Genomic DNA, 19111 nt, shown 5'->3' on the forward strand with positions numbered 1-19111 from the left:
CCCCCCGGACCCCCGCAATAGGGCGGTGTTATCGGCTAATCGCCTCGGCGACAACGGCCGGGGCGGGTGCGGCCAGAGGCGCCTGCCCGAAAACCCGATCCGTCAGCTTGACGTACCAGGCTGCTGATTGGACTTGGATGACATAGGCCAGGGCCACCACCAGCGCCGCCTCGGAGCCGCTGGTCCCGAAAGCGTTCATGGCCACGGCCAGCGCAATGGACAGGTTGCGCATGACCGTGCCGTAGACCATGGCGATGGCTTCCCCGCGCGGCAGCAGCCACCGGGCCAGGATGGTGGAAATCAGGTAATTGGCACCGTAGAGCAGACAGAGGGGAACCAGGATTTCAGCCAGCAGGCCAGGGGCCTGGACAATGGTTTGCGCCTTCATGGCCAGGGCAATCAGCACGATGCCAAGGACGCCCAGGGTGGACAGGGCCGGGAAACGCGGTCCGATGCGGGTGGCAAAGGCCTGCTGGCCATGGCGGGCCACCAAAAAACGCTGGGTGGCATAGCCGGCCGCCATGGGCAGAAAAACGATTAGCGCAATCTGGCCCATGACCCCGGAAACATTGACCGTGATGGCCTCACCAAGCAGGGCCTTGACGTAAAACGGGGTGGCCAGCGATCCTAAGATCAAGCCTATGACCGTCATCTTGACCGCTGCCGCCACCTTGCCGCCGGCAAAGCCTGTCCAGGAGATGGTCATGCCGCTGGTGGGCACCAGTCCGGCCAGCAGCAGGCCGAGAACCAGGGTCGGGCGGTCCGGGAAAAACAATTGGGCCACGCCGAACGCCAAAAAAGGGATGAGACCGAAATTGATGCACTGCCTCAGAAATTGTGCTTTGCCGTCGCCGCCGGAAAAAACCTCACGAATCTTAAGCGTTACCATCATGGGATAGACCATGAGAAACGTGAACGGCAAAATGAGGGCGCGCATCCAGGACGTGTCGCCCAAAAGCCCCCAGGCAAATCCGACGAGCATGGCCGCCGGGATCGCCAGCACCAGATTCTTTGAGATGCGTTGCAGCATGTTCCACATGGCTTTTCTCCGTTGTTTGACCGGATGGCAGTGCCGGCCGGCATGATCGGCTTCCATCCGGTGTCGGAAGGTGGCGGCGTGCGGGACGGATTGAACGGGCCGCCTGCTTTAGTTGCGAGTTTGCCCCCACGCGGGGCAGACGGCATTGATCAGGATCAAGGCTGCGGGAAATAATGCCGGTCGAACGGCCAGAAGGGGCACAAAGGCGGCGCACGGAGACGTGCATCGGAGTCATCCCGGACTGCTGCGATGGGCGGCAGGGGGATGTGGGGCGACGTGGCGGCGGCAGGCGGAGAAAGAGAGCGCGGCGCAGAAGAAAAAAGGGTCCAGGCGATTGCCTCGCCTGGACCCGGGAGCGCTTAACGCATGGCTTCGGGGAAGAGCTTGCCGCCCAGTTCCCGCAGCTTGTATTTTTGCACCTTGCCGCTGGTGGTCAGCGGAAACTCAGTGACGAAAGCGATGTATTTCGGAATCTTGTGCCAGGCGATCTGGCCGCGGCAGAAGTCGCGCACGTCTTCCGGAGCAAGCTCCACGTCTTTGCGCAGGATGATAAACGCGCCCACTTCCTCGCCGTATTTGCGGCTGGGAATGCCCGCCACCTGCACGTCGGCAATGCCCGGCATGGTGTAGAGGAATTCCTCGATTTCGCGCGGATAGATGTTCTCGCCGCCCCGGATGATCATGTCCTTGATGCGGCCGGTGATGACCACGAAGCCGTTCTCGTCCATGACGCCCAGATCGCCGGAATGCAGCCAGCCGCCCGCGTCGATGCACTTGGCCGTGGCTTCGGGGTTGTTGTAATAGCCCTTCATGGCGTTATACCCCCGGCAGCAGACTTCGCCCTGCTTGCCGCGCGCCACTTCCTCGTTCGTTTCGGGATCGAGCACCTTGACCTCGACATGGGGGAAGGCCTTGCCCACGCTCTCGACCCGGTAGTGGTACGGGTCGTCCACGTCGGACTGGGTCATACCGGGCGAGCTTTCGGTCAGACCGTACACGCTTGTGATCTGCTTCATGTACATCTTCTCGGTCACGGCCCGCATGGTCTGCACCGGGCAGACCGAACCGGCCATGATGCCGGTGCGAAGCGAGGAGAAGTCGAATTTCGGAAACAGCGAATGCTCCAGCATGGCAATGAACATGGTGGGCACGCCGTAAACGGCCGTGCATTTTTCCTGTTCAATGGACATCATGGATTTGACCGGATCGAAGACCTCGGTAAAAACCATGGTGGTGCCGTGGTTGAGGCAGGCCATGACACCGAGCACGCAGCCAAAGCAGTGGAACAGCGGCACGTGGATGAGCAGCTTGTCCTTGTTGGTGAAGCGCTGGCGCTGGCCGATGGAATAGCCGTTATTGAGGATGTTGTGGTGACTGAGCATAACACCTTTGGGAAAGCCGGTCGTTCCCGAGGTGTACTGCATATTGACCACATCGTGGCAGGAGATGGAGTCCTGCCGGGCTTTATACTCCGCATCGGTGACGGTGCGGGCCAGCCCGATGATTTCGGGGATGGAGTACATGCCCCGATGCTTTTCCACGCCCAGAAAACAGACGCGCTTTAAGTGCGGGAAGGTTTCGCTTTTGATCGCCCCGCGCTGCATGGAGCGCAGTTCCGGGGCCAGATCGTAGAGGATTTCGATATAATCGGAATCGCGGAAGCCGTTGATGATAAAGATGTTGTCGGCTTCGGAGTTGGTGAGCAGATATTTCAGCTCATTGCGCTTGTACGCCGTGTTGACGGTAAGCAGTATTGCTCCCATCTTGGCCGTGGCAAACATCAGCGCCACCCAAAAGGGCACGTTGGTGGCCCAGACCCCGACTTTTTCGCCCTTTTGAATGCCAAGGGCCATAAGCCCCTTGGCCAGCTCGTCGGTCAGTTCGTCGAACTGCTGCCAGGTGAGCCGATAGTCGCGGTCCACATAGACCACGGCGTCCTGGTCCGGGAATTTGGAAGCCGTCTCGTTTAAGAGCTGCCCCAGGGTGAGGTCGCGCAAGGGAGGCACGAAGGACATGGGCGGCTCCTTATTTATTGCGGGATGTAGAGGACCGCGTAAATGTCGGTCTTGGCCGCGTTGCCACAGCCCACGTAGTGGGGCACCACCGAGTTGAAATAGACGGAATCGCCGGCAGCCAGGACATGGCGGTCCGGCCCGACGATCACTTCCAGTTCGCCGGAGACGACCACGATAAATTCCTCGCCCTCGTGGGAGGACAACGGTTTTTCGTCGGTCGGCTCGTCCTCGGGATAGATTTCAATGAAAAACGGCTCCATGTGGCGGTCGGTCTTGTCCGCGCCCAGGGAATGGTAGCGAAAGGCCGCGCGTTTGCCCCGGGCTTTGCGTAACACGGCGTCGTCTTCGCCGCGTTCTGCCTGGCAGGTCACGCAGATGTCGCTGTCCACGGCATCGTCCATAAACGTGCCCAGGCGCTGGCCCAGGGCCAGGGAAATTTTCAGGAGCGGGCCAAGCGACGGGGTGACGTCCTCTTCTTCCAGGGCGGTGAGAAACTCAACGGAAAGGCCGGTGCGCCCGGAAAGATCCTCCCGGGAGAGTTCCTGCCGTTCCCGATAGGTGCGAATACGATCCCCAAGCTTGTGAACGCTCATGGCTACCTCGTGAAAAAATAGGATGGGTTGGGGCCAAAGAGATGACAGCCCCGATAAAAGTGACCGCCTAGCATATGACGGGTCGGAATTCCAGCCGTTTTTCCCGACGCTCCAACTCGGAAAGAAGCATTTGACAAGGCCGCCTTCCATGCGAAAAGACGTGGGAAACCATTTCACAACTCAAACGCACCAGGCAAGGGGAACCCCATGAGCAAGGAGATCGGGCCGGTTCAGGAGATCGCCATGCGCCTTCGCGGCCTGCGCGAGGCCACAGGGCTGACCGCCGAGGCCGTGGCGCTGGCCACCGGCGTATCGCCCCAGGACGTCGTGGATTATGAAACCGGCGGCAAGGAAATTCCCGTCAGCTACCTTTATGAAGTCGCCAAGGTGTGCGGGGCCGATCTGACGGCGATTTTGACCGGCGACGACGCCCATTTGCAGGCCTATTCCCTGGTGCTGGACGGCCAGGGGCTTAATGTGGACCGGCGCAAGGCGTACAAGTACCAGGCCCTGGCCTATCGTTTCCACAAGCCGCACATGGAGCCGTTTCTGGTCACGGTGCCGCCCAAGGAAGAGTCCGAGCTGGAATTCAACCGGCATCTGGGCGAAGAATTCATTTATATGCTGCGCGGTCGGTTGGAAGTGCGCCTGGGCGACGACGTCCTGACGCTTGTCCCCCACGACAGCCTCTATTTTTCCTCCCGCACCCCCCACGCCATGCGCGGGCTGGATAATCAACCGGCCGAGTTTTTAGACGTCATCATCTAAACCCCTTGCCACCCGGAGACCGCGATGCCCGTCGCCAAACTGCGACCCAAGACCTACCGTGAGCTGCTGGAGACCTTTGCCGTCTCCGTGCCCGAGAACTATAATTTCGCCTTTGATTTTCTCGACGCCGAAGCCGCCGCCGATCCGACCCGGCCGGCCATGATCCATATCGGCCCGGACGGAACCCGCCGCGACTTCGATCTGGCCTATTTCAGCAAAGAATCCGCCCGTATGGCCAATGCCTTCAAGGCCGCAGGCCTGGAGAAGGGCGATAAGGTCATGGTCATCCTCTACCGCCGGGTGGAGTGGTGGGTGACCATGCTGGCTCTGCACAAGCTCGGGGCCGTGCCCGTGCCCTCGCCCAACCTGCTCACCCCCCACGACATTGATTTCCGGGTCAACTACGCCGGCATCAAAGCCGTTGTGGCCGAAGATTCCGTGGTGGATCGGGTGGAGGCTGCCCGGGCGGCCTGCCCGACGCTGACCGTATGCGTCCAGGTGGGCGCGTCCGCCCTGCCGGCCGGCTGGCTGGACTACGAAACCATCCGGGCGGCGGCGGCCGAAGATTTCCCGCGCACCGGCGACACCCCGGGCGGAGCCGACCCCCTGCTCATTTTCTTTTCCTCAGGCACCACCGGCATGCCCAAGATGGTGGAGCACAACCACGGCTATCCGCTGGGGCATCTGACCACCGGCGTCTACTGGCACAATCTGGAGCCGGGCGACGTGCATCTGACCCTGGCCGACACCGGCTGGGGCAAGGCCGTGTGGGGCAAGTTTTACGGCCAGTGGATGGCCGGGGCCACGGTCTTTACCTGGGATTTTCGCGGCAAGTTCGTGCCGGCCGAGCTGCTGGACATCATAAGCAAGCATAAGGTCACGACCTTTTGCGCCCCGCCCACGGTCTACCGCTTTCTCATCCGCGAGGATCTCAAGAAATACGATCTCGCGGCCCTGCGCTACTGCACCACCGCCGGCGAACTGTTAAACGACAGCGTGTTCAGCTCCTGGCTCGAAATCACCGGCCTGCCCATCTACGAGGGCTACGGCCAGACCGAGACCTGTCTGCAGATTGCCACCTTCCCCTGCATGAAGCCCAAACCCGGCTCCATCGGCCGGCCGACCCCGGGCTGGAACGTGGCCATCCTGGACGAAGAAGGCAAAGTCTGCCCGGCCGGCGTCGAGGGCGAAATCTGCTTGAAGCTCGAAGAGGGCAAGAACCTCGGCCTTTTCACCGGTTATCTGCTGGAGCCGGAAAAGACCGCCAACGCCATGGTGGACGGCTACTACCACACCGGCGACAAGGCCTGGATGGATGAAGACGGCTATTACTGGTTCCTCGGACGCACCGACGATCTCATCAAATCCAGCGGCTACCGCATCGGACCCTTTGAGGTGGAAAGCGCCCTTATCACCCACAAGGCCGTAGTCGAAGCCGCGGTGACCGGCGTGCCCGACGCCGTACGCGGCCAGGCTGTCAAAGCGACCGTTGTCCTGGCCCAGGGCTACGAAGGCTCGCCCGAACTGGTCAAGGAACTGCAAAACCACGTCAAAAAGGAAACCGCGCCGTATAAATACCCGCGCATCATCGATTTCGTGCCGGAATTGCCCAAGACCATCAGCGGCAAGATCAAACGCGCCGAGATCCGGGCCAAGGACGCCAGCCGGGAGATATAGCGAGAAGCGCGAGTAGAGAAGGGTAGAGTGGAGAAGAGAAGGCAGAAGATGCCTCCGGCGGCCGGGGGGGATAATCCCCCCCGGACCCCCTTGATAAGAAAAATTTCAATGTGTTATAGGCGTTGGCTGGCTGGCCGATAGTGAACCGGGGTAGCCGAACCATAACCAGACTTAACGACACGGCGGGAGGGGCTCCTCCTCCCGCTTCAGGAAGTCCCCCGGAGACAACGCACCATGGAACGCACCCGCCTTTACGTCTTTGCCAGCGTTTTTTTCGGCGTGGTGCTGGTCGGCACCTTGACCTTTATGCGCGTGGAGAGCCTAAGCGCCCTGGATGCGCTCTATTTTAGCGTGGTCACGGTCACCACCGTCGGCTACGGCGACATCCATCCGGTCACGCCCCTGGGCAAGCTTTTGGCCATGGGACTGATCCTCTCCGGCGGCGGCACGTTTTTCGGCATTCTCGCTGCGGCCGTGGAAATGTTTCTGGGGCGGCGGGAGAAACGGCTGCGGGCCGAAAAGCTCGACATGATCATCGGACTTTTTTTCAGTCAGGTCGGTTCCGCCCTGGTGCGCCGGCTCATCCGCGCCGACGGCGGCGTTGCTGTGTTGCGCGAAAACCTGGACGTGTCCCTGCGCTGGACCAAGGAGAATTTCAAGAAAGCCCAAGAGACCCTTAAAAACTACCATTACGATGTGGACATGGCTGCCATCGATCTGCCGGCGCTCAATACGTTGCTGGCGCAAAATTCGGAATTCCTGGTGCGCCTGTTGGAAAATCCCAATGTCCTGGAGCACGAAACCTTCACGTCGCTGTTGCAGGCCGTCTTTCATCTCAAAGAGGAGCTGGCCCACCGGCCTCATCTGGACGCCGTGCCGGATTGCGACCGCGAACATCTGCGCCTGGATTTAAAGCGTATTTATGCCCAGATCCTGCTGCAATGGCTCCATTATCTGGACCACATCAAGGACAACTACCCCTATTTCTTCTCTTTCCAGTGCCGGGTGACACCCTTTCTGGCGACTGAAGACGCAACGGTCTGTTCCTGACGCCGGCAGCGGCGGGGAGGGGCGGGCTGCCCGATATCCGGGCCGGGCTTGCCAAAGCGCCCTTTGCCGGGCCATCTGTCGGCCATGGACCGTCCTAACGCCGTTGCCACCTTGCTTGCCCGGCTGCTTCGCGAACCCCTGGTGCATTTTCTTATCCTGGGCGCAGCACTCTTTTGCCTTGCCGGCCTCAAGGGTCCGCCTGCGCCGCTGCCGGACGCCGGTTCGGGCCGTATCAGCCTGACCGAGGACGATCTGCGCCAGCTTGCCGGGCTGTGGCAGATGCAGTGGGGCCGCGCGCCAACGCCAACGGAACTGCGTCGGCTGGTGGATGCGCAGGTGCGCGAGGAAATCTATGTGCGCGAGGCGTTGCGCGCCGGGCTGGAACAGCAAGACATCCTGGTGCGCCGCCGCTTGGCCGCACTTGTCGCGTCCCAAAGCGGCGGGGAGGCGGGTGCGCCGCCGACCGAGGCCCAGTTGCAGGAATTTTACGAATCTGACCGGGACAGTTTCGCCCCGGTGTCGGAACTGACCTTTCGCCAGATCTTTTTTTCCGACCGGGTGCGCGCCGGCCGGGCCAAGGAAGAGGCCATCCTGGCCCGGGACGCCCTGGCCGGCCGGGGGAGCGCCGATTCTGCCGCTCTGGGCCTTGGCGATTTGAGTGAATGTCCCGACCGCCTGGAAGCGCAAACGCCGCCCGAGGTGGCGGCCCTTTTGGGCCAGCCCTTTGCCGCAGCCGCAACCCGCCTGCCGGCCGGCTCCTGGCAGGGGCCGGTGCCCGGTCCGGGCGGCTGGCATCTCATTTTTATTGAAGCGGCAACGACCGGACCGGTACCGCCGTTTGCGGCCGTGCGCGAGCAGGTGGAGCAGGCCTGGAAACTGGCTCGCCAGGAACAAGACGCACAGCAGGCGTATGCGGCCATGCGGGCGCACTACACAGTCGAACTGCCGCCTTCACTGGCCGGGAGCCCTCCATGAAGCGGGTGCGGCCGGGCTGGCTGCTCGCTCTGGTCGTTGCGGCTGCCCTCTGTTTGATCCGGCCAGCGGCAGCCGTAGCCCATGAGACCCGGCCGGCTGTGCTGGAACTGCGCGAGACAGCCCCGGAGCGCTACGACGTGCTGTGGCGCACACCACTTTTCGAGGGCCAGCGTCTGCCTTTTGCCCTGCGCTTCCCCGAGGACGTGCGCCAAGTGACACCACCGCTGCTTATCCAGTGGCCGGACTGGCATCTGGAGTCCTGGCGGGTGGCGGTCCCGGGCGGGCTGGTCGGCAAAACGCTATATGTTGCCGGCCACGACGCCACCACGGCCGGCGTGGTGGTGCGGCTTTTTAATCGGGACGGGACGGAATGGAGTGCTGTGGTCACGCCCAACCATGACCGGCTGGTCCTTGGCGGCCAGACGGCAGCCGGAGCCGATTTGGCCGATGCCGTGCAGCTTGGCGTGCGCCACATTCTCTACGGCCCCGACCATCTGCTCTTTGTCCTGGGTCTGCTCTGTCTGGCCCAAACCCGGCTCATGCTCGTTAAAACCGTCACCGCCTTTACCCTGGCCCACAGCCTCACCCTGGCCGCCGCCACTCTGGGGCTGGTCGTTGTGCCGGTGGAGCCGGTCAATGCCGTGGTGGGCCTCAGTATTCTTTTCCTTGGCCCGGAAATCGTGCGGATGCGGCGCGGCCAGACCAGCCTGGCCATCCGTCGGCCGTATCTGGCCGCCTTTACCTTTGGCCTGCTCCATGGTCTGGGCTTTGCCGGGGGATTGACCGGGCTGGGGCTGTCCCGCGACGCTCTGGTCACGATGCTTGTCGGCTTTAACCTTGGGGTGGAGATCGGTCAGCTTGCCTTTGTGGGCGTTTTGCTCGCCGTAAGTGCTTCGGTGGCCCGGCTGGCCGTGGGCTGGCCGCACTGGCTGGGCTACGCCCCGGCCTATCTGGTCGGCTCGGCCGGCGCCTATTTTACCATAGCCCGAACCGCCGTGCTCCTGGGGGTATAGCCATGGTCCAAGGCCTGCTCCCGCCACTGGTGCTTGCCATATTCGCCTGCGGCGTCCTGCCGGACCCGGCCCTGGCCCATATGGTCAGCAGCGACGTGGGCGATTTCTATGCCGGGCTGCTCCATCCGCTGTCCTCGGCCGAGCATTTTTGGGCGGTGCTGGCGGTGGCCTTTCTGGCCGCCCAGGGCGGTAATCGCGCCGGCCGACTGGCTGTGCTTTTGCTTCCCCTGGCCCTGGTCGCCGGCAGTCTGGCCGGGCTGCGCTGGCCCCTGCCGTGGCTCGCCGCCCTGGCCAACGCAGGCGGTCTGGTGGTGGTGGGCGCGCTTATCATTGTCTCGCCGCGTGTTGCCCCGGCCCTGACTGCGGCCTGCGCCGTGGCCGTGGGACTGGCCCTGGGCTGGCGCAGCGGCGGGGATTGGGCAGCGTCCCAAGCCGGCTGGCAGTTCGTGCCCGGCCTGGCGGCGGCCGGCTTTGCCCTGACAGCCTTGGCGGCCGCCTGGCTTCCCTGTCTGGCCGGCGGCTGGCGGGGAGCGGGGCGGGCGCTTCTTGGGGCGGCGTTTGCCGGCTACGGCAGCGTCCTTCTTGTCGCGGCCCGTGGCGACACCAGCGGGGGGCTGCGGCTGCCGGCACTGCCCGACGGGACGGTCTTGCGGGAATTTCTCCAGCAGCCGCTCCAGTCTCCGGCGGCCTTAATGGCCGCCCTGGGTCTGGCTGCGGCCTGGGGCGCGGCCCATGCCCTGACTCCTGGCCACGGCAAGGCCCTGGTCGGGGCCTATCTGGTCGGTTCCCGGGGCACGTGGCGGCAGGCGGTCTGGCTGGGGGTCACGGTGACGATCACCCACACCCTTGGCGTGTTCGTCTTGGGGATGGTTGCTTTTCTGGCCGCCGGGCGGGTGGCCCAGGATCGGCTTTTGCCCTGGCTGACCCTGGCTTCGGGGCTGGGTATGCTTGGCCTTGGCGGGATACTCGTGCGGCGCGGCCTGACTCAGGTCCGGGCCGGGCACGACCACAGCCACGGCGGCCCTGGACACAGCCATGGCGCAGTCGCCCACAGCCACGGCGGCCTTGCCCACAGCCATGGCGGGGCCGCTGCCGGGGATCTGGGCTGGCGCTCCTTGCTCACCCTTGGCGTGGCAGGTGGGCTTGTGCCGTGTCCTTCGGCCTTGGCGCTCATGCTCGGGGCCATTGCCCTGGGCCGGGTACAGTTGGGGCTGGCCTTGGTGGCGGCGTTTGGTCTGGGACTGGCCGGGGTGCTGACGCTGGTCGGACTGGCCTGTCTCAAGGGAGCCAACGTGCTTTATGGACGAAAGGAACTGGGTTCGCTGGTCCGGTGGCTGCCGTTGGTGGGAGCGGGGCTTATCGCCGCCATCGGCGGGCTGGTGGTCCTGGAGGCTTTGCCCGGTCTGGGCGGCTGGTAGACCCCATTTGCGGCAAAAAAACGGCGTGACAAGCAGTTGCCAGGGCTGCCTGACCAGACTATGGAAAGGCCACATCAACGCGGCAGCCGTATCCCGGCCGCCGTTTAAAGAGGTTTCATGCGCCAGGGCGAGGCTGTCAAACTGTGTTCCGCCATCGAGTCCGTGCGACGGTATTGCCTGACGGCCTGCATGGGCGGCCAGCGAAACCTTGTTACGGCTTGTACCGACCGGGACTGCCCGTTTTATCTGCTGCGCCACAAGGAGATTCCGCAAGGTTTCGGCGTACGGGTGGTGCGGGTGATCCGGCGTTTCTGCCTGCGCTGCACCGTGGGCGACCGCGAGGCTATTCGGCGTTGCACCGAAAAAGGCACCTGTCCGGTCTGGTCCTATCGAATCGGCGTCTCCCCCAAAAAGCTCAAACGCCTCATTGCCGAAAAGCGCCGTCCCAAACAGCTCGGCCTGCCGTTGTAGCCGTCCGCTCTGCCCGTTGCCGCCAGGCGCGGCCTACCTCGCCCGATGCTTCTTTTGCCGGCGCTCCCGGCACACCCTAGCCGACGATTTTGTTTCTGCCGCTGGCCTTGGCGGCATAAAGTTTGTTGTCCGCTGCTTTGAGCATGGTTTCAAAGGGCTCGGCCGACCCGGCGTGCAAGCCGATGCTGATGGTAAAGCCAATGCCGCCGGCCGGCGATTCCACCTTGGTGGCCGCAACGGCCGCGCGCAGCGTTTCGTAGCGCTCCCCTATTTGCGCCGTGCCATGCCCGGGGCTGACCACGCAGAATTCCTCACCGCCGATGCGGCCGATGATATGGCCGTCATCAAACGTCTGCTCCAAGTCGGCGGCCAGGCGGGTCAGCACCAGATCGCCTGCGGCGTGGCCGTAGGTGTCGTTGATACCCTTGAAATGGTCTATGTCGATCATGGCGACGCACACGGGTGCCCCGGTGTCGCGGGCGGCCTCGGTTGCGGCCGCAGCCGATTCAAACAAATGCCGCCGATTGGAGAGCCGGGTCAGAAAATCGGTATTGGCCAGGCTTTTGATGGTCTGAAATTGGATGATGGTGTCGATGTTTAATGACACCCGGCAGTAGAATTCTTCTGTCTGAAACGCTTTTGCGAGGTAGTCGTTGGCTCCGTTTTTGAGAAACAGCACCGAGGCCGGGAGGTTGTCGGCGCTGGAGATGCCAATGATGGCCATTTCGTCAATGCGGAACGTTTTTCGGATTTCCTGGGTCAGGGTCACGCCGTCCATATGCGGCATGGTATAATCGGTCACGGTCAGGATGACGTCGCGGTGTCTGGCCAGGAGCTCCAGGGCTTCCCGGCCGTTTTGGGCTTGCAGCACCCGGTAGCCGTGGGCGGCGAGCAGGCTGGAGACATGGTGCAGGCCCAATCGGGAATCGTCCACAACCAGGCATTTGAGATCCTTGTTGCGGATGATGCGCCGCACGGCCTTGATGGCGTAATCCATGCATTGCGATGACTGCTTGAGGATGTAATCGACGATGTGTTTGGCCCAGAAAGCGTCGCGCGTGGCCTCGCTGATCGTTCCGGTCAGGACGATCACCGGAATGTTGTGGCCAAGCACCAGGTCAATGACCTCGCCGCGTGTCGCATCAGGCAGATTGACGTCAAGCAGAGCGACGAAAAAGGCGGTGTCTCCCCTGGCAAGCAGCGTCTCGCAGGCCTGGTATGAGCGCACCCAGGTGACTGGGACGGACAATTCCCGCTGGATTCTGCTTTTGAGGACAACGCCAAAAGTCTGGCTGTCTTCGACGATCAGAATTTCGATGGGATTACAGTATGTGTCGTGCGTATTCATGCGGAAAACGAGTTTATCCGATTGCATTGCGATGCTGTTCCCGTTGCCTTGCTCGGACAGACGGACTGTTGCGCCGACATGTTGCGGGCGAAACGCTGGTCCGGGAGCGGTCTGCCCGGCCAACAGCAGCCCCCAGCGGATTTGTCTGCAGGCCGTAGTTTGCTCTAGCACGGGGCCTCACGAAAGGGGAGGGGCGGCGACAGTTAAAAATTGAAAACCGTGCGCCTCGAGCCGTTGGACGCGCGGCAAATGTCTCGCCGCCTGACCGGGCTGTTTGGCCAAGCCGGCCGTTGGCTGCGGCCAACGGCTTTTCCCTGCCGGTAAACGGCAAATCCCCACGCGAAGCCCTTCGTTCTCCCTCCATGGGGCCATTGCCGCCGTTGGCCGAAAGTTGCGGGCCAATGCCGCGCGGGCCGCCTATTCCTGGCCCATCCCCGACGATGCCCGCCATCGGATGGGGACGGAAGGCGCAGCCCGCGCCTTCCCCGGACCAACCCCGGCCCGGCCCGCACGCCGGCTCCAAGGAGCAAACCATGCAACCCGACCATGCCCCGGCCTCCGGTTTGTCAGCCCCTGACGCCGGCCTGTTTTCCGCCCTCGTGCGCAAACGCTGGACCGTCTCTTTGACGCTTACGGCCCTCATGCTTTCCATCTATTACGGCTTCATCGTTATCCTGGCTTTTCGTCCCGACATTTTTGCCACCCACGTCACCGGGAGCCTGACGCTGGGCATTGTCGTGGGCCTTGGCGTCATTGTCGCCTCCTGGCTGCTGACCGGACTCTATGTCCGCTGGGCCAACGACGACTACGACGCCGCCGTGCACACCATCAAACACGCCATGCGGGAGAAGCAGGGATGAATACCTTCACCACCACCATCGGCCAACCCAACCTGACTTCCATCCTGTTTTTCTTTTTCTTTATCTGCGCAACCCTTATAATCACCTATTACGCTGCCCGCAAAAGCCGTTCGGCCTCGCAGTTCTACGCTGCCGGCCGGTCAGTGACCGGCTGGCAAAATGGTCTGGCCCTGGCCGGCGACTACATGTCCGCCGCCTCCTTTTTGGGCATTGCCGGGCTTGTGTCGCTTAAAGGCTACGACGGCCTGATCTATTCCATCGGCTTTCTGGTCGGCTGGCCCATCATCATGTTTCTCATCGCCGAACCGCTGCGCAATCTCGGCAAATACACCTTCGCCGACGTGGTGGCCTACCGGCTTTCCCAAAAGCCCATCCGGGTGGCCGCCTCCATCGGGTCGCTTTTGACGGTGTGCTTTTATCTCATCGCCCAGATGGTGGGTTCCGGGGCCTTGATCAAAATGATGTTCGGCCTGCCCTATGAGACGGCCATCATTGCCGTGGGCGCGGTCATGATCGCCTACGTGCTCTTCGGCGGCATGCTGGCCACCACCTGGGTGCAGATCATCAAAGCCGTGTTGTTGCTCTCCGGGGCGACTGTCATGGTGATCATGGCCCTTTCCCACTTCAACTACGACGTGACCGTTTTGTTTAGCACGGCTGCCGCCACCTACGGCGAGAAAGTGCTCAATCCCGGCGGATTGATGGCCAACCCGTTTGACGCCGTGTCCCTTGGCATCGCGCTCATGTTCGGCACGGCCGGCCTGCCCCATATCCTCATGCGCTTTTACACCGTGCCCGACGCCAAGGCCGCCCGCAAATCCGTGTTCTACGCCACGGGCCTGATCGGCTACTTCTACATCCTCACCTTTATCATCGGCTTTGCCGCCATGGTCCTGGTCGGCCGCGACGTGGTGGCCAAGGTGGACGCCGGCGGCAACATGGCGGCCCTGCTGTTGGCGGAAGTGACTGGCGGCACGGTGTTTCTCGGCTTTATCGCAGCGGTTGCCTTTGCCACCATCCTGGCCGTGGTGGCCGGGCTGACCCTGGCCGGGGCCACGACCCTCTCTCATGACCTCTACGCCAACGTGTTTCGGGCCGGGCGTTCCACGGAAGAAAACGAAATGAAGGTGGCCAAACGGGCCACGGTGGGGCTTGGCGTCGTGGCCATCCTGCTCGGCCTGGCCTTTAAGGGCCAAAATGTGGCCTTTATGGTTGGCTTGGCCTTCGCCATCGCTGCCAGCGCCAACTTTCCGGCCCTGCTCCTCTCCATCCTGTGGAAGGGAACCAGCACCTTTGGCGCGGCGGCCAGCATCATCACCGGCACCGTGGCAGCCGTGGGCCTGATCCTGCTCTCGCCCACGGTCTGGGTGGACATCTTCGGCAACGCCGCACCGATCTTTCCCTGGAAAAACCCGGCCTTGATCTCCATGCCCGCCGCCTTCTTCGTGGGCTGGCTGGGGTCGGTGCTGGTCCCGGACGCCCGGGCCCAGTCCCTCTACGGGGCGCAGCAGATCCGCAACTACCTGGGAGTTGGCGCAGAATAAGGCCACTCGGGGGCCGGGGAATTCTTCCCCGGCCCTTTTGCCGTTTGCGGCAGGGGAGAAGGGCACATGGAAACAGCTATCCGGGCATTGGAAGACGCTCTTGACTTGGCCGCAGACGCAGCCGTTCTGGGGCGGCTGCTGGAGCGCATCCGCGGCCTGATCGCCGGCTGGGCCGCACCGGGCTGCGACGCCCTGGCCGTGGGCCGGGCCGCCAGCCGGCTCTACGACGCGTTTCTGGTCCGAGCAGCCGTCCTGGCCCGGCCCTGGCCGCTCCAATCGCCCGAGCCGCCTGATTTGGCTGATCCGCCCGATCCGGCAAATGCGCCCGCTCTGCCCGAATCGCCCGAGCCGCCTGATGCAGGCGGCCGCTTCGCCCTGGTCGTCCTTGGCAGCCAGGGACGGCGGGAGCAGTTTCTGGCCACGGACCAGGACAACGCCCTGATTCTGGCCAACGACTGTGACACGGCCCCGACCCAGGCGGCCTTTGCCGCCTATGCCGGGCGTCTGGCCGCTGTGCTGGGGCAAGCCGGCATGCCGCCGTGTCCCAAGGGCATTATGGCCGCCTCCCCGGACTGGCGAAAGACACTGTCCCAGTGGCGCGACGCCATCGACGCAGCCGCCGGCCGACCTGACGAGGCGGCAGTGCTGACCGTGTCCCTGCTGGCCGATGTCCGGCCTGTTTGGGGCGACGCAACCCTGGCTGGTGCCGTAACCGCCCACCTGCTGCGCCGGGTCGGGGAAACGCCGCTACTCGCCCGGGGGCTGGCCCGCGAGGCCTTGCGCTTCGGGCCGCCGGCCCTTCTTTTCGGCCATCTGGCCGCCGGACGCTTTGGCCTGGGCCAGCATACCGTGATTGATCTGAAGGGCGAGGCCGTCTATCCGCTGATCCTGGGGATCAAGGCCCTGGCCCTGGACGCGGGCATCGCCGCCCCGGATACCCTCGGCCGGCTGGACGGACTCGTTGCAGCCCGGGTTCTCGGGGAGCCGTTTGCCAAGGATGTGCAAAGCGCGCTTAACGCTATCCAGGCGCTGCGCCTGACTGCCCAGGCCAAGGCCTGGCGGACCGGCGCGCCCATGGAAAATAAAGTCGTGCCGGCCCGTCTGGAGGCTGTCTCCCTGTCCGGGCTTGAAGGCGCGCTCAAGGCGGCAGGGCGCTTGCGCGACGTTCTCGAACACCATTTCAGCCTGCGCTGTCTGACCTAAGGAAGTGGCCTATGCAATTGTCCGATCCGGCCCTGCAACCCGAGGCCGTCACCGCCTTTCTGGCCACGGCCCCACCCTTTGACCGGCTTGGCCCGGCCGCTCTGGCCGAGTTGGCCACGGCCGGCCGGGTGGCTTTTTATCTCAACGGTGAAGTGATTGCCGAGGCCACTGCCACCGAGCCCTTTGTCTGCTGCATCCAGCGCGGCGGCGTCGTCATGGTGCGGCCGACCGGCGAACCCGGCAGCGAACCGGGCGAGGCGCGCTTGCAGGACGCCTTGGGCGAGGGCGAGTGTTTCGGGGTGGCCGGGGCCTTGCCCGGCTGCCCGGCCGGTTGCCGGATTCTAGCGGCGGCCGACACGTTTCTGGTACGGCTGCCCGGGGTCGCATTTGCCGCGATTGCCGCACGCAATCCGGCCGTTACGGCCTTTTTTGATGCCTGCCTGACCCAGTCGCGTTGCGTCTTGCCCGAAGGAACCGAGGCCGACCCAGCGGATCGACCCGACGGCGACTACCTCTTTACCCGGCTGGCCGGAGAGGTGGCCTCGCGCGGGATCGTGGCTGTGGCGCGCGGCACGGATCTGCGCGGCACGGCCCGAATCATGGAAGAAGCGGCGGTGGGGTCGGTATTGGTGCGCGAAGGTAGCGGCTCGGTCATCGGCATTGTCACGGATCGCGATTTGCGCCGGGCCGTGGCCCAGGGACTTGGCCTGGGCGCCCCGGTGGAAACGCTGATGTCCGCGCCGGTGGCCGCCCTGGACGCGGCCACCTCCTGTTTTGAAGCCTTAAGCCGCATGACCGAAGCGGGCATCCGCCATCTGCTGGTGACCGGCGACGGCGAACCGGTGGGCATGGTCACGGCCAACGATCTGCTGCTGGCCCACGGCCGCTCGCCCATGGCGCTCATGCGGGCCATCCGCCGGGCCGGGGATGCCGTGGATCTGGCTGCCCTGTGCCGCCGGACCGGTCCCCTGGCTGCCGCCCTGGCCGCGCGGGGGGCCACGGCAGCGACGGTTGGCGGGTTGCTGACCATGACGGCGCAAGCGGTGCTGGCCCGCCTGCTGGAACTTCTTGTGCGCCGTTTTGGCCCGCCGCCGGCCCGCTGGTGCCTGCTCGCGCTGGGAGCGGCCGGCCGGCGGGAGCTGTTGCCGGGGTTGGGGCTTGATTTGGTCGTTGTGGCCGACGACGGCGACGACGACATCATCGGACGGGCCATGGAAACCTACTGCCACACCGTCCTGCCGGTCCTGGCCGGGCATCTGGCCGACTTTGGCCTTGGCGGTGCACATCTTGCCGGGCCGGTGTTCTTGTCCGGGCTTACGGCCTTTTTGCGCACCGGACCGGAGTTTGCCCACCTGGAAGCCCGAATGGTTGCCGGCGACAGCGGCTTGGGCGAGGGCGTGCGGGCGCGTTTGCTCCACAGCCGGCCGGACCGGGATGCGCTGCGTGCGTGTTTGGCGGCGCAGCTTCTCAATCCCGCACCGCTTGGCATCCATCAGGGAAAACTCGTTGAGCGCGACGGCTCCTTTGCTGCAGTCTTTGACATCGCCGCCCGGGGCACGCAGCCGATTGTAACCATGGCCCGTCTGGCCGGGCTGCTGGCCGGCATACAGGAAAACGGTACTGCCAACCGCTTGGCTGCCCTGGGCCGCCTGGAGCGGCTTCCCCCGGAGGTGGCACGAAACGCCGAGGATGCTTTCGCCTTTTTCCAGCGCGAACGCCTCATGGCCCGTTTGTCGGGATTGACCGGCGATCCTGACGTCGTCGCCAGGCCAAGCGCCCTTTCGGCCCGCCGCCGACAGGAATACCGGGCCGCTTTCGGGGCCGTGGAAGCCTTGCGCCAGGCCCTTGGCACCGGATTGGGGGCAGGGGAGGGCGCGCCATGACGCTTTGGGCCGGTTTGTGGTCACGCCTGGGCTTGCGGGCCGGCTCCCGGGGGCACCATCCCCGTCTGGCTGCCCATCATGCCATCCAGGCCGGGCGTGATCCCCAGGCATTTTTGGAGGATATTGAGTTCGTCTCCGTGGACACGGAACTGACCGGGTTTGATCCCCGGCGCGACGCGGTGGTGTCCATTGCGGCGGTGCGGCTGCGGGGGCTCTCGATCATGGCCGGCGAAACCTATGCCACCCTGGTGCGTCCGGGCCGGGACGTGCCCCGCACATCGTCGCTCATTCATCGCTTGACCGCCGCCGAGCTGGAACAAGCCCCGGAGATGGACGAAGCCTTGGCCGGACTCCTCGATTTCATCGGTCCGGCCGTGGTCATCGGCCACCATGTGGATCTGGACATGGCCTTTCTCAACGCGGCGTCCAAACGCACCTTTGGTGGCGAGCTGGCCGCGCCGTGCATCGACACCCTGCGTCTGGCCATGGCCTACGAGGAAAAACGCCTGACCCTGGAGGGCGGGGGCGACCTGGAACAGGCCGGCTACACGCTGCCGACGCTGTGCCGGCGCTATGGCCTGCCGGCCTTTGCCGCCCATGACGCCCGCCACGACGCCCTGGCTGCGGCCTATCTCTTTCTCTATCTGGCCAAAAAACTGGGGCGCTCCCGCCCCATGCCGCTGTCCGGGCTGTGGCGGGCCAGCCGGTTGTGGTGGATGTAGCGGTGCGCAGCAAAAAAAGGGTTGACGGACCAAGACGGATTCTCTAAATAGGAATCAACAGCATTTAGGAATAAAACGCATGCAGATTGAAGCCCTCAAAATTTTGTTCGCCCAAAGCGGACTCAAGTTTACCAACCAGCGGTATGTGGTCTATAAGGCCATGGTCGCGGCCCGGGATCATCCCTCGGCCGAGACGGTCTGGCGGCGGGTTCGCGAGGAGGCTCCGGCCATCTCCCTGGACACGGTCTACCGGACCCTGGCTGCCCTCGAAGCGCGGGGATTGGTGACGCGGGTGCCGGCCGGGGGCGATGAGGCGCGTTTTGACGGCGATGTCACGGCGCACCATCATGTGGTGTGCTTGCGCTGCGGGGCCATTAGTGATTTTACCATGACCGGGGCCACCTTGACCGATCTGCCGCCAACAGTTGCAGCCTGGGGGCGCGTGCGCGACGCCCAGGTGCTGGTGCGCGGCATCTGTCACAAGTGCCTTGGCCCAAACGACAACACCCAACCGAATTAAATCAAGGAGCGC

General features: G+C 64.0%; 17 protein-coding genes. 13 read left to right on the forward strand and 4 right to left on the reverse strand.

Translation table 11 applies throughout. The features are described 5' to 3' along the window. Positions 1-28: 28 nt before the first annotated feature. The 3 genes from GTA51_RS02980 to GTA51_RS02990 form a co-directional block, all read right to left on the reverse strand. Complete coding sequence (locus tag GTA51_RS02980) at positions 29-1039, reverse strand: arsenic resistance protein (protein ID WP_160958557.1); 1011 nt, start codon at positions 1037-1039, stop codon at positions 29-31. Between the two features lie 359 nt (positions 1040-1398). Further along, complete coding sequence (locus GTA51_RS02985; protein ID WP_160958558.1) at positions 1399-3054, reverse strand: AMP-binding protein; 1656 nt, start codon at positions 3052-3054, stop codon at positions 1399-1401. Positions 3055-3068: 14 nt separating this feature from the next. After that, complete coding sequence (locus GTA51_RS02990) at positions 3069-3647, reverse strand: helix-turn-helix domain-containing protein (protein ID WP_160958560.1); 579 nt, start codon at positions 3645-3647, stop codon at positions 3069-3071. Between the two features lie 207 nt (positions 3648-3854). Here GTA51_RS02990 and GTA51_RS02995 point away from each other — a divergent pair, with 207 nt between their 5' ends. The 7 genes from GTA51_RS02995 to GTA51_RS03025 all read left to right on the forward strand — a co-directional run bounded on the left by GTA51_RS02995 (position 3855) and on the right by GTA51_RS03025 (position 11019). Next, a complete protein-coding gene (locus GTA51_RS02995; protein ID WP_160958561.1) occupies positions 3855-4415 on the forward strand; it encodes a helix-turn-helix domain-containing protein in 561 nt (186 codons plus the stop codon). Between the two features lie 24 nt (positions 4416-4439). Then, positions 4440-6092: an AMP-binding protein gene (locus GTA51_RS03000; RefSeq protein ID WP_160958563.1), complete on the forward strand. Its 1653-nt coding sequence runs from the start codon at positions 4440-4442 to the stop codon at positions 6090-6092. Positions 6093-6326: 234 nt separating this feature from the next. Continuing rightward, positions 6327-7142, forward strand: coding sequence for a potassium channel family protein (locus GTA51_RS03005; RefSeq protein WP_160958565.1), 816 nt, complete (start codon positions 6327-6329; stop codon positions 7140-7142). Between the two features lie 84 nt (positions 7143-7226). Continuing rightward, entirely contained in the window at positions 7227-8117 is an 891-nt protein-coding gene (locus GTA51_RS03010; RefSeq protein WP_160958566.1) for a peptidylprolyl isomerase, read from the forward strand. After that, positions 8114-9130: a HupE/UreJ family protein gene (locus tag GTA51_RS03015; RefSeq protein ID WP_160958568.1), complete on the forward strand. Its 1017-nt coding sequence runs from the start codon at positions 8114-8116 to the stop codon at positions 9128-9130. Before GTA51_RS03010 ends, GTA51_RS03015 begins: the two co-directional genes overlap by 4 nt. A gap of 2 nt (positions 9131-9132) precedes the next feature. Further along, on the forward strand, positions 9133-10548 hold the full coding sequence (locus GTA51_RS03020; protein WP_160958570.1) for a HoxN/HupN/NixA family nickel/cobalt transporter: 1416 nt from the start codon (positions 9133-9135) through the stop codon (positions 10546-10548). Positions 10549-10665: 117 nt separating this feature from the next. Further along, entirely contained in the window at positions 10666-11019 is a 354-nt protein-coding gene (locus tag GTA51_RS03025) for a hypothetical protein (protein WP_160958571.1), read from the forward strand. A 76-nt stretch (positions 11020-11095) separates the two neighbouring features. On the opposite strand, the gene GTA51_RS03030 is transcribed toward GTA51_RS03025, so the two are convergent. Continuing rightward, positions 11096-12367 (reverse strand): GGDEF domain-containing response regulator, encoded by a 1272-nt coding sequence (locus GTA51_RS03030; protein WP_160958573.1) that lies wholly within the window; start codon positions 12365-12367, stop codon positions 11096-11098. A 533-nt stretch (positions 12368-12900) separates the two neighbouring features. On the opposite strand from GTA51_RS03030, the gene GTA51_RS03035 reads away from it, so the two are divergent. The 6 genes from GTA51_RS03035 to GTA51_RS03060 all read left to right on the forward strand — a co-directional run bounded on the left by GTA51_RS03035 (position 12901) and on the right by GTA51_RS03060 (position 19099). Next, a complete protein-coding gene (locus tag GTA51_RS03035) occupies positions 12901-13227 on the forward strand; it encodes a DUF485 domain-containing protein (protein WP_160958575.1) in 327 nt (108 codons plus the stop codon). Then, the gene (locus tag GTA51_RS03040; protein ID WP_160958577.1) at positions 13224-14771 is read left to right on the forward strand and encodes a sodium:solute symporter family transporter; all 1548 of its coding nucleotides are present in this window, start codon (positions 13224-13226) and stop codon (positions 14769-14771) included. Before GTA51_RS03035 ends, GTA51_RS03040 begins: the two co-directional genes overlap by 4 nt. A gap of 66 nt (positions 14772-14837) precedes the next feature. Beyond that, a complete protein-coding gene (locus tag GTA51_RS03045) occupies positions 14838-15974 on the forward strand; it encodes a DUF294 nucleotidyltransferase-like domain-containing protein (RefSeq protein ID WP_160958579.1) in 1137 nt (378 codons plus the stop codon). Positions 15975-15985: 11 nt separating this feature from the next. Further along, entirely contained in the window at positions 15986-17857 is a 1872-nt protein-coding gene (locus GTA51_RS03050; RefSeq protein ID WP_160958580.1) for a putative nucleotidyltransferase substrate binding domain-containing protein, read from the forward strand. Further along, positions 17854-18579, forward strand: a complete 726-nt coding sequence (locus tag GTA51_RS03055) for a 3'-5' exonuclease (protein ID WP_160958582.1) — start codon at positions 17854-17856, stop codon at positions 18577-18579. The genes GTA51_RS03050 and GTA51_RS03055 overlap by 4 nt, the downstream gene beginning before the upstream one ends. 79 nt (positions 18580-18658) lie before the next feature. Continuing rightward, positions 18659-19099, forward strand: coding sequence for a Fur family transcriptional regulator (locus tag GTA51_RS03060; RefSeq protein ID WP_160958584.1), 441 nt, complete (start codon positions 18659-18661; stop codon positions 19097-19099). The last annotated feature ends 12 nt before the right edge of the window (positions 19100-19111 follow it).

Source organism: Solidesulfovibrio aerotolerans (assembly GCF_009856865.1).
Lineage (GTDB): Bacteria > Desulfobacterota > Desulfovibrionia > Desulfovibrionales > Desulfovibrionaceae > Solidesulfovibrio > Solidesulfovibrio aerotolerans.

What these genes read in the sequence shown, in the direction of transcription:
- GTA51_RS02980 (WP_160958557.1), bottom strand. Translation starts at nt 1,039, where the DNA reads ATGTGGAACATGCTGCAACGCATCTCAAAGAATCTGGTGCTGGCGATC.
- GTA51_RS02985 (WP_160958558.1), bottom strand. Translation starts at nt 3,054, where the DNA reads ATGTCCTTCGTGCCTCCCTTGCGCGACCTCACCCTGGGGCAGCTCTTA.
- GTA51_RS02990 (WP_160958560.1), bottom strand. Translation starts at nt 3,647, where the DNA reads ATGAGCGTTCACAAGCTTGGGGATCGTATTCGCACCTATCGGGAACGG.
- GTA51_RS02995 (WP_160958561.1), top strand. Translation starts at nt 3,855, where the DNA reads ATGAGCAAGGAGATCGGGCCGGTTCAGGAGATCGCCATGCGCCTTCGC.
- GTA51_RS03000 (WP_160958563.1), top strand. Translation starts at nt 4,440, where the DNA reads ATGCCCGTCGCCAAACTGCGACCCAAGACCTACCGTGAGCTGCTGGAG.
- GTA51_RS03005 (WP_160958565.1), top strand. Translation starts at nt 6,327, where the DNA reads ATGGAACGCACCCGCCTTTACGTCTTTGCCAGCGTTTTTTTCGGCGTG.
- GTA51_RS03010 (WP_160958566.1), top strand. Translation starts at nt 7,227, where the DNA reads ATGGACCGTCCTAACGCCGTTGCCACCTTGCTTGCCCGGCTGCTTCGC.
- GTA51_RS03015 (WP_160958568.1), top strand. Translation starts at nt 8,114, where the DNA reads ATGAAGCGGGTGCGGCCGGGCTGGCTGCTCGCTCTGGTCGTTGCGGCT.
- GTA51_RS03020 (WP_160958570.1), top strand. Translation starts at nt 9,133, where the DNA reads ATGGTCCAAGGCCTGCTCCCGCCACTGGTGCTTGCCATATTCGCCTGC.
- GTA51_RS03025 (WP_160958571.1), top strand. Translation starts at nt 10,666, where the DNA reads ATGCGCCAGGGCGAGGCTGTCAAACTGTGTTCCGCCATCGAGTCCGTG.
- GTA51_RS03030 (WP_160958573.1), bottom strand. Translation starts at nt 12,367, where the DNA reads ATGAATACGCACGACACATACTGTAATCCCATCGAAATTCTGATCGTC.
- GTA51_RS03035 (WP_160958575.1), top strand. Translation starts at nt 12,901, where the DNA reads ATGCAACCCGACCATGCCCCGGCCTCCGGTTTGTCAGCCCCTGACGCC.
- GTA51_RS03040 (WP_160958577.1), top strand. Translation starts at nt 13,224, where the DNA reads ATGAATACCTTCACCACCACCATCGGCCAACCCAACCTGACTTCCATC.
- GTA51_RS03045 (WP_160958579.1), top strand. Translation starts at nt 14,838, where the DNA reads ATGGAAACAGCTATCCGGGCATTGGAAGACGCTCTTGACTTGGCCGCA.
- GTA51_RS03050 (WP_160958580.1), top strand. Translation starts at nt 15,986, where the DNA reads ATGCAATTGTCCGATCCGGCCCTGCAACCCGAGGCCGTCACCGCCTTT.
- GTA51_RS03055 (WP_160958582.1), top strand. Translation starts at nt 17,854, where the DNA reads ATGACGCTTTGGGCCGGTTTGTGGTCACGCCTGGGCTTGCGGGCCGGC.
- GTA51_RS03060 (WP_160958584.1), top strand. Translation starts at nt 18,659, where the DNA reads ATGCAGATTGAAGCCCTCAAAATTTTGTTCGCCCAAAGCGGACTCAAG.